This window comes from Pedobacter nutrimenti (assembly GCF_032678445.1).
GTDB classification, from domain to species: domain Bacteria; phylum Bacteroidota; class Bacteroidia; order Sphingobacteriales; family Sphingobacteriaceae; genus Pedobacter; species Pedobacter nutrimenti_A.
In genome coordinates, this window is sequence record NZ_JAVTSQ010000003.1 from 243,385 (window position 1) to 256,127 (window position 12,743).

11 protein-coding genes are annotated in these 12,743 nt (G+C 40.3%); 4 read left to right on the forward strand and 7 right to left on the reverse strand.

What is annotated here, in order from left to right:
* The first annotated feature begins 292 nt into the window (after positions 1-292).
* Together R2S08_RS06115 and R2S08_RS06120 are read left to right on the forward strand one after the other, a co-directional pair.
* A complete protein-coding gene (locus R2S08_RS06115; RefSeq protein WP_316834310.1) occupies positions 293-790 on the forward strand; it encodes a hypothetical protein in 498 nt (165 codons plus the stop codon).
* Between the two features lie 23 nt (positions 791-813).
* Positions 814-1,038: a DUF6965 family protein gene (locus R2S08_RS06120; RefSeq protein WP_316834311.1), complete on the forward strand. Its 225-nt coding sequence runs from the start codon at positions 814-816 to the stop codon at positions 1,036-1,038.
* On the opposite strand, the gene R2S08_RS06125 is transcribed toward R2S08_RS06120, so the two are convergent.
* Positions 1,035-1,715: a substrate-binding periplasmic protein gene (locus R2S08_RS06125; RefSeq protein WP_108552818.1), complete on the reverse strand. Its 681-nt coding sequence runs from the start codon at positions 1,713-1,715 to the stop codon at positions 1,035-1,037. The two genes, R2S08_RS06120 and R2S08_RS06125, sit on opposite strands and share 4 nt — an antisense overlap.
* 143 nt (positions 1,716-1,858) lie before the next feature.
* Positions 1,859-2,440, reverse strand: a complete 582-nt coding sequence (locus R2S08_RS06130) for a TMEM175 family protein (protein WP_133781666.1) — start codon at positions 2,438-2,440, stop codon at positions 1,859-1,861.
* A gap of 114 nt (positions 2,441-2,554) precedes the next feature.
* On the opposite strand from R2S08_RS06130, the gene R2S08_RS06135 reads away from it, so the two are divergent.
* Positions 2,555-2,749 carry a GntR family transcriptional regulator gene (locus R2S08_RS06135; RefSeq protein WP_316834312.1) on the forward strand — a complete coding sequence of 65 codons (195 nt, stop codon included), beginning with the start codon at positions 2,555-2,557 and terminating at the stop codon, positions 2,747-2,749.
* A 134-nt stretch (positions 2,750-2,883) separates the two neighbouring features.
* On the opposite strand, the gene R2S08_RS06140 is transcribed toward R2S08_RS06135, so the two are convergent.
* Positions 2,884-4,011, reverse strand: a complete 1,128-nt coding sequence (locus tag R2S08_RS06140; protein WP_316834313.1) for a formylglycine-generating enzyme family protein — start codon at positions 4,009-4,011, stop codon at positions 2,884-2,886.
* 201 nt (positions 4,012-4,212) lie between these two features.
* On the opposite strand from R2S08_RS06140, the gene R2S08_RS06145 reads away from it, so the two are divergent.
* Positions 4,213-5,178, forward strand: a complete 966-nt coding sequence (locus tag R2S08_RS06145) for a DUF1080 domain-containing protein (RefSeq protein ID WP_316834314.1) — start codon at positions 4,213-4,215, stop codon at positions 5,176-5,178.
* A gap of 17 nt (positions 5,179-5,195) precedes the next feature.
* Here R2S08_RS06145 and R2S08_RS06150 read toward each other — a convergent pair whose 3' ends face one another.
* From R2S08_RS06150 to R2S08_RS06165, 4 genes are read right to left on the reverse strand one after another with little or no spacing between them, the layout of a single operon-like run.
* On the reverse strand, positions 5,196-6,278 hold the full coding sequence (locus R2S08_RS06150; protein WP_316834315.1) for a Gfo/Idh/MocA family oxidoreductase: 1,083 nt from the start codon (positions 6,276-6,278) through the stop codon (positions 5,196-5,198).
* 8 nt (positions 6,279-6,286) lie between these two features.
* On the reverse strand, positions 6,287-7,735 hold the full coding sequence (locus tag R2S08_RS06155) for a Gfo/Idh/MocA family oxidoreductase (RefSeq protein WP_316834316.1): 1,449 nt from the start codon (positions 7,733-7,735) through the stop codon (positions 6,287-6,289).
* A 30-nt stretch (positions 7,736-7,765) separates the two neighbouring features.
* Positions 7,766-11,239, reverse strand: a complete 3,474-nt coding sequence (locus R2S08_RS06160; protein ID WP_316834317.1) for a DUF1080 domain-containing protein — start codon at positions 11,237-11,239, stop codon at positions 7,766-7,768.
* 23 nt (positions 11,240-11,262) lie between these two features.
* Positions 11,263-12,549 carry a Gfo/Idh/MocA family oxidoreductase gene (locus tag R2S08_RS06165; protein WP_316834318.1) on the reverse strand — a complete coding sequence of 429 codons (1,287 nt, stop codon included), beginning with the start codon at positions 12,547-12,549 and terminating at the stop codon, positions 11,263-11,265.
* Positions 12,550-12,743 lie beyond the last annotated feature (194 nt).

The following is a 12,743-nucleotide window of genomic DNA, read 5'->3' on the forward strand; positions in this document are numbered from 1 at the left end:
ATCACTAAACAAAATCCATATCAACAGATCTATTTTTTAAAATAATTCAATACCAGCTCCCAGATAGTTAAAAATATTCATTACGTTTGAAAAAAGGAATTAAATCCCGCTATGAGAACGACAATTTTTAATCTGAATACCATGATATCCAAGCTGAGCTCGGGTATTGCTGTTATTGTGGTTATTATTATTGTCATTTGTGATATGGGGAAGGTTATGTAGAAAATAGATCAAAAATATTATATCACATAAGCCTTCCCTACCCGGAAGGCTTTTTTTATACTTTAAAATTATGAACGGGAAATTTATCATCAGCATTTTATCAGAAGACAAAAAGGGGCTTCTAAACCAGATCACCTCTGTTTTCAACAAGAAAAATTATGAAATTGAAAGCCTCTGTGTGGCTAGAACAGACATTCGGAATATTGTGATGATCACCGTAGAAGCTATACTTCCTTCAACTGATCTTCAAAATACATTATTTAAACTGGAAAGGTTTATTGAAGTATACCGGGCAGATGCCCATTGCGCTAAAGCACACAGCCTGAGAAAAGTGGCCTTTTTCAGGGTTTCCAAAGAAATTATGACATCGCATTCCTGGTCGTTGATCCAAAAATACGGGGCGAGCATTACCGGAGTATTTGAGGATTCCCTTCTTTTAGAAAAAACCGGAACAGACGCTGACATACAGGAACTGTATAACAAACTGGATGGCAGTCATCTGCTTAGTTTTTGTAAAACGACATTAGTTCTTGAGGAATCAATGTCAACTATGGAGGGGCTTTTTTAGGATAACAATCTTATCTTTGCCCTATGTCTATTGAAGAATTAGAAGCTTATTTTGAAAGTGTTGACCTGCCCGAAAATGTGTACCTGAATCAGGCCACTAAAATTACAGATGTAAAAAAGTTTGTAAGCAGTCACATCATAACCGTGAAAGCACATGGCCATATTAAGGCTTATTCAAGTTTTATGGACAGGCTGATACAGTTAAAAGAAATTATTGAAGTCCGGGATTCCGCAGAAAAGGCAGATTAAAGTTCTATATAAGTAAACCACTTTTTATAGATCTGATGGTATACGCCATTCTCCTTAAGATGTCTGAGTACCTCATTGATTCGGTGCCTGAGTTCGGTATCTCCCTTTTTCATAGCGATACCGTAATGGGAATGTGTGTCGGGCAGAAACATTCCCATTTGCAGTTTTTTATATTTTTGTAAAAAGCTTCCCGCAATAGGCGAATCGTCTATTACAATGTCAATTTTCTTTTTAACAAGCAGCTGATAGAGTTCTTCATTTTTAGTGGCATGTACAACCTGATGATTTGGAAATTTTTCCATAATGTATTTCTCTGCCTCTGTTGCAATACGGACACCGAGAATCTTATGGTCAAAGCTGTTTAAATTATTTAAGGATGTCCCCTCATTGACCACTGCGCAAAGTCTGAATTGCAGATAAGGCACGCTGAACTCCAAAATCCTTTGTCTGGAAGGGGTCATGGTCACAGCAGAACAGATCATATCCAGTTCTCCTTTATAAAGTTTTTCAAGGATATTTTTCCAAAGCGAAATCTCATAGTGGATCTCCAGATTCAGCTGCCCGGCAATTTCTCTCATCAGATCAACCTCAAATCCCTCAAATACATCAGAATTATAATCTGTATGCATAGGGACTGGCGCTACAGAATCCAATCCAATTTTAAGTATTTCTTTCATTTCAATGGTTTTTACAGTATTTAACTCAGATTCTGCTCGTTTAATCTTTATCTCAATACCAATACAACAATTGGAACTTGATGATAAAGATAAGTCAGAATCCTTAAAATACGGCAATTTGAGCAGAAATTAATCTAAAGAGATCATTCTGAGGCAAATGTTTTTTCTATCCTTTTATCCGGTACAAACCAGATCATGGCTACCAAAATGTAAATACCAAAACTGATCCAGGAATTGAACATAGCTGCAACAATGGCGATCAAATACAGTGCAACCGAAATTTTCCCTTTGTTATCCGTTCCGATGGCTCTTTTTAACTGAACATTTTCATTGCCATTTCTAATCAGTACATTGATGAGAATAGAATAGGCTATTCCATTCATCAGCAATACGAAACCATATAATGCTGTTGGCCATTGACTAAAGTGGTTTTCGCCCATCCATCCGGTTACAAAAGGTATTAAAGACAACCAGAACAGCAAATGCAGATTAGCCCATAGTGTTGGCCCGTTGATAGATTTAACACTTTGGAAGGTATGGTGATGGTTATTCCAGTAAATGCCCACATAGATGAAACTCAGCACATAACTGATAAATACGGGCAGCATCGGAAGCAGGTCCTTAATGTTATCTTTCTCATGTGGTACTTTGATTTCCAGTACCATGATGGTGATGATGATGGCAATCACCCCATCACTAAATGCTTCCAAACGTCCTTTATGCATAGTTCTAATCTATTTCCATAGCAATATAACAAATAAATTAAAAAATGCCAGGCCGCCAATGTTACCCATATTATTTCCAATTAATGACTTTAAAGATCTCCATACACTAAGCTTATGAAAGAAACAGATTTAATAGAAAGTCTGAAGAATATAGATACCAGCTCTCTAGTAGATAAAGTGGAAAAAAGTCTGATAGAATTATTCATTGAAAAAAAATTCAAAGTTGGCGACTGTATTCCCAAAGAACTGGAACTTACACAAGCTATGGGCGTGAGTAGAACTGTCATCAGGGAAGCTTTACTCAGATAACAAATTGTAGAACTCATAGAAAAAGGTTCTGCAGAGCTACTTAGAAATGGAATGCGTAATCATCTGGAAAGCCATTTCTCCAGATTATTTGATTAACACACATAAAACATCGCCTTGTATACTTTACAAGTCAACTATTTGGATACACATCTGAAACCTGTATTTTGCAAACCAGTATCAGGCGATGATTTCATTCTTGCAGAAATCCGGTAGCCCTTACAATAAGAACTGTTACACATAAAAGATCCGCCCCTGGTTACTTTTTTTGGTACAGTAGGTTCATCCGGATCATAGCTATCTTTAGGTCCACCTGGATTAACGCTGGTTGTACCTTCTAAACCCCGATAATAATCTGCCTGATACCAATCGGCCACCCATTCCCAAACATTTCCTGCCATATCAAATAATCCATATCCATTTGCAGCAAATGAACCTACCGGTGCAAGACTATGAAATCCATCCCAGTCGGTATTTTTATCGGGAAAACTTCCTTGCCAGGTATTGGCCTTAGGTTTGCCACTTTCTATAGGTTCATTTCCCCAGGGATAAATAGCGTCCTTCATGCCTCCGCGCGCTGCATATTCCCACTCCGCCTCTGTAGGCAATCGCTTTCCGGCCCATTTAGCATAAGCATTCGCATCTTCCCAGCATACCTGCGTTACGGGAAAATTCTCTTTTCCTTCAATAGTACTTTTTGGTCCTTCAGGATGTTTCCAACTCGCTCCACTTGTCCAGGCCCACCATTGAGATGCATTATCTAAGGGAACCGGATGAGACGGTGGGTTAAATGTAAGTGCTGCAGGGACAAGAATATTATCTGGCGGCTTTGGAGTTCCCGGTGGTAATTGTTTCTTGATTTCTTCCCAATCCGGTTTGCGTTCCGCAATCGTTTTGTAGCCAGTGGCTTTAACAAATGCAGCAAATTCTTTGTTGGTTACTTCTTTTTCATCCATCCAGAACGCATCCAGCTTAACCTGATGTGCGGGATATTCATCCTTTCGCCCCTCCTGATCCTTCGCTCCCATGGAAAAAACACCCGCAGGAATCCATTTCATTCCGTGATGTGATGTTTTCGAGCCCGAAGAAAAGGTGCTGTCTGCGGAAGTGTGTGTTACTGCAATGCCGTACCTGGATGGTAAATGCGCAGAGCATGACTCATCAGTTTCTGTTTTTACAGCTGCTGGTTTTTTATTCTGAGTACAAGATAGTCCAAATATCAATGGGAGAATCAGAAGGTACTTAAGGTTCAAATCAAATCTCATTACACTACTAAATGTATATCTTTTTATGTGAATTCCAAAGTGAAGCGATATTTTTTAAAAACTGCTGCAGTCCCAGCCAGGCTATAGTTTAATATGAGGGCAACAAGATCCCACCCAGATGCATCAGATACGATTCATACTAGTAGAAGGTAACATTGATAATAATGTTTATATTTATCTTAATCATCAATAAATATAAACATGAATAGAAAATACTTTATCGCAGTTTTGATATGTAGCATCGGTTTAATGAATCCTTCCAATATAATGGCTCAAGTATCTGTCATCAAGACAGAAAGCGTCAAAGGTGGTGGACTGATAGGTCGGTGGGATATCAAAGTAAGTGAAAATGGATCAGACCATCCTTCCTGGCTAGAGGTAGAGCTTTCTGGATTCAGTACACTGGTAGGCCGTTTTGTAGGTACGGGGGGAAGTGCCAGGCCTATATCTAAAGTAGCTTATGATAACGGGAAATTCAGTTTTTCTATTCCACCACAATGGGAAAGGGAAGACCATGATATGACTCTTGAAGGCACCATTTCCGATACAGGTATTGGTGGCACTATTCATTCCAGCGGTGGCCAAAGCTACCCTTTTACGGGAGTGAAAGCCCCTGATCTCAAAAGGACGACTGCACCTGTATGGGGTAAAGCAATTAAATTATTTAATGGAAGGAACCTGGATGGTTGGAAAGTTTCTGGACAAAACCAATGGCTCGTTAAAGATGGTATATTGACCAGTCCTCATTCCGGATCCAATCTAATCTCTGAACAAAAGTTCTCAGATTTTAAACTCCATGTAGAATTCCGGTATCAGCAAGGTAGTAATAGCGGTGTTTACCTGCGTGGTCGTTATGAAACGCAGATCATTGATAACCCTAAAACTGATCACCCGAACAGCCACCTCTTTGGTGGAATTTACGGATTCCTGGTACCTAATGAAATGGTTGTCGGTGATCCTGGTCAATGGCAGACATTTGATATTACACTGGTAGGCCGCATCGTAACAGTTGTAGCAAACGGTAAAACCATCATCTGCAATCAGGAGATTCCAGGCATTACTGGTGGCGCATTAGACTGTAACGAAGCAGAACCGGGTCCAATCTATTTCCAGGGAGATCATGGTCCTATTGAATTCAGAAATATTGTGATTACACCAGCTAAATGATTTTTTATCATTCTACCCTACAGCAACACAATCTTTCCGGTTTTTACAGATTCATCACAGGCAAAAGCTATTTTTAAACTGTTCACAGCATCTTCTGTCGCTGAGCTAAGATCAAGGTCTTCCTGGATTGACTTTAGAAAAAAGATTTGTTCCCGGTTGCAAAGTTCCTGATGATTGGGTTCATCCTGTAGATCAAGGTATTCGTCTTTCCTGGTAAATTCATCTTCCTGGTCCAGATCTGCATAATGGATTTTAATGGACTCCGTTTTAGTATGAGAATCAATCGAATCAGATCTCCCACTGGCTGATGCCTCTCTGGCCACGATAGATACTGCGCCTCTTGGTCCAAAAACATCTTTAATAAAAAAAGCATTGTCGCTTACCATTGGCCCCCAACCGGCTTCGTACCAGCCGATAGATCCATCTTCAAAACGAATCTGCAACTGTCCATAATTGTAATTCCATTCAGGAATATCGTCAGTAAGTCTGGCACCAATGGCACTCACTTGTATGGGCGTCGACCGTGTCATCTGGCACATGATATCAATATAATGGACAGCGCAGTCCACAATCGGGCTTAAACTTTTCATCAGATTACGATGCACTGTCCATTTAGGCCCATGGCTTTGCTGGTTCAAATTCATACGCATAACCAGGGGCTTTCCCATTTCCCGAGCCAGCTCGGTAAATTTTTCCCATGATGGATGATAGCGAAGAATATAGCCAACCAATAATTTTTTGTTCGCTTTTTTTGCTGCTTCTGTTACCCGTATTGCACCTTCTACACTATCAGCCAGGGGTTTTTCTATAAATACATGGCAGTCACTTTCGAAAGATTTTATTGCATAAGCTTCGTGCGTATCAGGATAAGTAGAAATGCAAACGGCATCTGGCCTGGTGATCTCAAGAGCCTCGTAAAAATCTGTATACAAATTATATTGTCCGCCTAGTTTTTGATTGAGAATCTCCTTGCTTTTGCCGGTAGAAACCAATCCGCATATTTCAAAACCCGGTAAATTATGATAAGCTGTGGCGTGGGAAGCCCCCATATTGCCACAGCCTACTACCAATACTCTTAAATTCTTATTTTCTATTGACATACTAAATCTTAAACACCCAAACTCCAGCCTTTACGGTACTCTCGTTTTACAAATTGGTTTGCTTCATCAAAATTGGTCACCTTCATATTTACCTTATCCCAAAGCAGTTTGATATCTCTACCTGGATAGCTGATTTTACCCGCTGCATCTCTCCGCTGTATATCTGTACCTCTGATTGCTAAATTGGCAATTAATAAAGTTTCGGTAAGCGGTCCGGCAATTTCAAATGGTGAACTCAATGCCATTTTTCCATAGCCAGCAATTGCAGCTTCGGCAAATTGTGTATAATGGCCTTCTTCCTGATTCGCAATACGTGGTATGGTGATTTTAGTCTTATCTGACTCATTGCGCGACAATGGCAATAGCTTTGGATTTTTACCATAGGTTTCGCAGATCATTTTGCCTTTTGTACCGATAAAAAGCACACCGTTATCTCCAAAACTTTCATTTGGACCTAATTCTTCCGGACGCTCAGGTTTGATTCCTCCATCCATCCAATGTAGCTGAACTTCATGCTTGGTTTTTGCCGTTTTCGCAAAAGTTAGGATGACGTGGCTTGATGGTGGACAGCTTTCCGGTAAATAGGCACGTTTGAATTCATCAACATATACACTTCCCACGCTGCATTCTACACTAATGGGTGTATCTAAGTCTAACACTCTAAAAGCTGGTTCTACCAAATGACAGCCCATATCGCCAATAGCACCAGTACCATAATCCCACCAGCCCCTCCAGTTAAAAGGCACCAGTTTATTTACATATTCTTTATATGGAGCGCTGCCTAACCACAAATCCCAGTCGAGCTCTTTCGGTATTTCGCCTTTTCCTGCTGGCCATGAAATCCCCTGCGGCCATACTGGTCGGTTGGTCCAACAGTAGACCGTATGTACTTTACCGATTCTACCGGCGTCGTACCATTCCTGAAGCCTTCTGACACCATCGCCCGATGCACCCTGATTTCCCATCTGCGTAACCACTTTATAACGGTTTGCCGCTTCAGTTAACATCCGGGCTTCATAAATATCGTGGGTTAGAGGTTTTTGCACGTATACGTGTTTACCCAACTGCATAGCAGCCATGGCAATCTGCGCATGGGTATGATCGGGTGTAGATACGGTTATGGCATCAATATTTTTGCCTTCTTTATCCAGCAATTCACGATAATCTTTATAATATTTTGCTTTTGGAAAGTTCTTTAAGGAATTTGCAGCTCTTCTGTCGTCCACATCGCATAGAAAAGCGACATCCGTTTTACCTCCTCTGACAATGCTGGCAATATCTCCCTCTCCTTTTCCACCTGCACCTATACCAGCCAATTGTAACCGATCACTTGGGGCCAGAAAGCCTGGTCCACCTAATACATATCGCGGTACAATCATAAATCCAGCTGCTGCGAGAGCTGTTGTTTTAATAAAGTTTCTTCTCGAATTTTCGGTTTTCGAATTTGCTTCTATCATTATTTAAACAGTTATTATGCTAAATTTAACTTATTTCTTTTTACCTGTAGCTGTTGTAGCCGTTTCTTTTTTAACAGCATCTTTCATGCTCAAATCTTTAACCCTGATGTTGCGGAACTGAACTGGAGATCCATGACCAAGGAAACCGATATGTCCACGCTCACGCAATAAGCCTGGATGCTCCTGGTGATCGGGGGTACCGTTTTTCTTAAAAGGCTCGATATCACCATCCAAAATCACAGTACCATTTAAGATCACTTTAATTTTAGATCCTTTGGCAATTACTTCTTCATAATTCCACTCCCCTGTAGGTTTTAGAAACCCTCTTTTAGCAGGAATGGTACCATAAACCGATCCGTGATATTGGTATGCCTTTAAATCTTTATAAATTGGTGCTTCATTATCCAAAATCTGTAATTCCATTCCTACATAGGCAGCATCGCCTTCTAATGGTGCTCTTATTCCCAATCCGTTGTTTGCGCCAGGTGTTAACTGAAACTCAAAACGATAAACAAAATCGCTAAATTCTTCTCTGGTGAACAAATTACCGCCCGATCCTTTCCCTGGTTTTGGCCTAACGGAGATGGTTCCATCTTCAATTACATAATCGGTGGTATTGCCTGTCCAGCTGTGCATATTGGTTCCATCGAACAATACTTTATAACCTTCTTTTTTCTCTTGTGTACTCAGTTCAAAAGGTTTTGGCCGTGGGATTTCTTTAATGTAAATATCACGGTAAGCCACTGGTGATCCATGTGCCTGTAACTCTATCTGCTCTTCTGCAAAAATCGGCAGGCTCCTATCCCAGTAGTTTTCTAAGATCACGTTATCTGTAACCAATTGTCCGTTCAGGTAAACTGTAACCCGGTCACCTTTCATTAAGATTCTGAATGTATTCCACTCATCTAACTTATTATCGGCTACTTTAAGCGGTTTACTTTCATTACTTTGGTTATTGTATAAACCTCCGGAGCCGACCTGTGCACCAACCTTTGTACGGGCAAGATCCCAGATCTGAACCTGTGGCGTACCACGAAGATAAATACCAGCATCTCCCTCGCCTTTTTTATCGTCAATGATTTTCCAATCTACCAGCATTTCAAAATCACCATACTTTTTAACAGTAGCGAGGTTATTACCATGACTTTGAAATTGAAGTTCACCGTTAATTACTTTCCAGCTTTCACGGGCTTCAGCATCGGCCTTGGTTTGTGCATCAGCCAAGGTCTTTTCATCCATTTTTGATCTTTTGATCGGATCGGCTACAAGACCTTTCCAGCCAGACAGATCTTTTCCATTAAAAACTTGTACAAAGCCTTCACCAGCTTTCATTTCTGAAATATATTTACGCATGCCTTCTTTCTGATAGCCTGCATCTCCTCCGGTGATTACTGCAATTGTTTTATTTAATAGGCCTTTTATAATGTCGCCATTATAAGTTCCGGCCATCGTAATGTTCATCACTGCATTTGCAGCGGCTTGTTGTAAAGCCCCATTATCTAAATACTGCCCTGCAAAGACAATCGCATTAAAGCATTTGGCCTGTTCGGTATCTTTCAGAATCTGTTGTTGCTGCACCGGATTTTGGGCCACTACCATTGCATTACGCAACAATAATAAACGTTGCTCGGCTGGATAGTCGGTATTTCTTACCAAGGCCAGATAACCGATAATAGCTTGATTTAAGAAGTCTTGATTGGTGGTCGTACGGGCAATTCGGATCAACTCGTTAATTGCACTCGCATCCGTCCATGAAGAGAGGGCCTCAATTGCAGCCTTCTTTGTCCTATCATCGCCTATGGCATATGCTTCAGATACAGACTTTAATGATTTCTGACCACCTAAACTACCTAATACCTTGTAAAACAATAATCTCTTATCTGCAGGTGTATTGCCCATTTGCTGAAGTATAACATCAGTTTGAGCATCTTTATCTGCAGTTCCTTTTATAGAAGCAATTATAGCCTCCTGCACGGCAGTAAGTTCACCGGCATCAGTCGTTTTATTTAAAAGGTCAAACAATTGTGTTTTGTTTTCCGCTACAGCCACATGTTGTAAGGAAAGAAATGCCACTTTTCTAACTTCAGCATTCTTACTATTTAATAAAGGATAAATAACTGTTATCTGGTTTGTTGCTGCACGGGCGGCTAAAATATTAATCAAGGCCACCTGAACCTCTGGTTTAGCTTTTGGGATATATGCTCCAACTTTAGTGGCAACACTTTCGCCTTTTATTCTTAAAATACCCTGGGCAATATTCTCTATACTTGTAGCATCACCTTTGCCCATTATTTTCAGCAAGTCATCCAAAACACTTTCCTGTCCCAGTTTAACAGCTGCATTAACGGCGGCGAGCTTTACCTGCTGATCATCACTTTTTATGAATTTCAACACATCTGACAGTGTAGACTTTGCCGTACTATTTCCCAGCATATCTAAAATAGAAACCTGCGTTGAGGCATCTGTCTTTTTTAGTTGATTTACCCAGGCTGCACTATTCGTATCATTCAAGTCTGCTGCTGCAAATTTAACCGCAGCCGCACGGAACTCAAACTGTTTATCGCCCATAGCCTCCAGCAAAGCTTGCTGATCGGCTTGCGTTGCCGAAAGTAATTTTAAGGCCGCAATGCGTTCGTTGACCTGATCATCAGCTGTTGCTCTCCCCAAAATTGTTTTAGCTATGGTTTCTACACCCGCTTTATCATTTGCTACATTTTTCTGTGCATACACCAATAAGGCAGCTACTGCATTGGTTTGATCATATTTATAACCCGCTTGTTCCGCTGCCTTTAATAAAATTTCCTTTGAAGATGCATCGCCGATATTGGCCAAAGCATATAAACTAACTTTGGTTAATTCTTTATCTGTACCCGTTGCCAATGGAACAATGGCTACGGCGGCAGCTTTAGTATCCGTATGTCCTAATGCTTCTACAATGGCTATTTTTGCTTTCCCCGTAGCTTTACCCAGCCCCCTCACCAATGCATTGGTTGAAGAAGTTGTTCCAATTTTAGCTAAAGCCCTGGAGGCTTCATCTGCCAGTTGCTCATCAGCAAGGTAACCTTCTAAACAGGAAACGGCAGCATCATTCCCTATCAGATCAAACTGACTAATGATGAATGCTTTGTTCTGTTTATCTGATAATTTAGTCAGGGATTTACAGTAAGCACTGACTGCCATATTCCTTAAATCTTGCTGACCACTTTTTGTAGCGTAGGCAGTAAAACCACCTATCGCGTATTCAATGGAAGCATTATTCCCTTGTTTAGGAGTTGTTAAACCACTAATTAAGGTTACATATCCTTCTTCGCCTAAATTGGCAACTTCTTTCATGTTACCTTCTAGCTGTGCAGCATCTCTGGCAGGTAATTGCGCCAGTAAATCGGCAATACGCGTAGTTGTAGTTCTTTCGTCTTTTTTATCTTGTGCATGGGCCGTTAAAGTAAAAAATGCATTTGAAAGCATTACAAGAGCCAGCAGCACCCTTAATATTTTTTTATTCATGATGGTTTGTATTACCTAATGTTTTAAATGGAAAATGGTGCACGCATTACAGGGTTGATTAATCTGTTTGCAGCCTCGTCATCAATAAACTCTTGTTTAACAGGGTCAAACTTTAATGATCTTCCCAACCTTAGGGCGGCCAAACCAATATTTACAATAGTGCACGAACGGTGTCCGTTCTCTTCATTCAGAGCAAATTTCTTCCTCGTTCTTACCGATTCTGAGAATTCTACAATCTGTGGATCAGGATCAGGAAATTGTGCCAGTTTACGTTCCAAATCGGGAATATCAGATTTAAAACCTGGATACAGCTTGCCTTTTGGCCCTTCTATGTAAGGGACATTGGCATCTTTACCTTCACCATCCAATATAATCTGACAGCCATCGGCATAGGTATAGGTAATTCTGCGCCAAATACCCACAGCATCAGTATGTTGTTGCGGTGCATCTACTTCAACAGAAATTGGACTGGTATCATCTTTACCTAAAAAGTACTGTATCGGATCAATATAATGTTGCCCCATATCACTTAATCCGCCACCATCGTAATCCCAATATCCCCGGAAAGTTTGATGAACACGATGTGCATTATAAGGTTTATATGGTGCAGGGCCTAACCATGCATTATAATCTAATTCCGGTGGTACTGGCTGAGGCTCCAAATGGTCTTTGCCCACCCAGTAAAATTTCCAGTCGTAGCCAGTATGTTTACTTACTGTTACTTTTAATGGCCAGCCCAGCATACCGCTATCTACCAATTTTTTAATTGGCTTTACAGTAGTGCCCATGCCGTAAAAAGTGTCTTTAAACCTAAACCAGGTATTTAATCTAAATATTCTGCCATGTTGCTTTACAGCCTCTACTACTCTTTTTCCTTCGCCTATGGTATGAGTCATTGGTTTTTCACACCAAATATCTTTACCTGCATTTGCAGCATCTACAGCCATTATACCATGCCAGTGAGGCGGGGTAGCAATGTGCACAATATCTACTTCGGGTAATTGTATAAGTTCTCTATAGTCACTAAATGTTTTCACCCCTTTATCTAACATTGCCGCAGCCTGTTTAAGGTGGTTCTGATCTACATCACAAATGGCCACTACCTGCGTACCTTCGTAGCCGAAATGGCCTCTTCCCATACCGCCAACGCCAATTACAGCTTTGGTTAATTTATCACTTGGTGCAAGATATCCCTGGCCGCCCAATACATATCTTGGGACAATGGTAAATGCTGCCAGGCCAATTGCTGATTTTTTAATAAAATCTCTTCTGGAATTTTGTTGTTTTTGTGGTTCTTCTTTAGTTTTCATTTTGTTTGTTGGTATTGTAGAAAATAAACTTACACGGCAGCAAATTCGTTTGGTTTCAACAGTATTTGTGTGATGAAACTAATTGTTTAATTGTTGGTTAGAAAACATTGCATCAAAATTAGCAACCTAATATTAGTGAGAAATTGTTATAAAGACAAAACATCATTGATTTTTTTATGCATTAAAAAAACTTT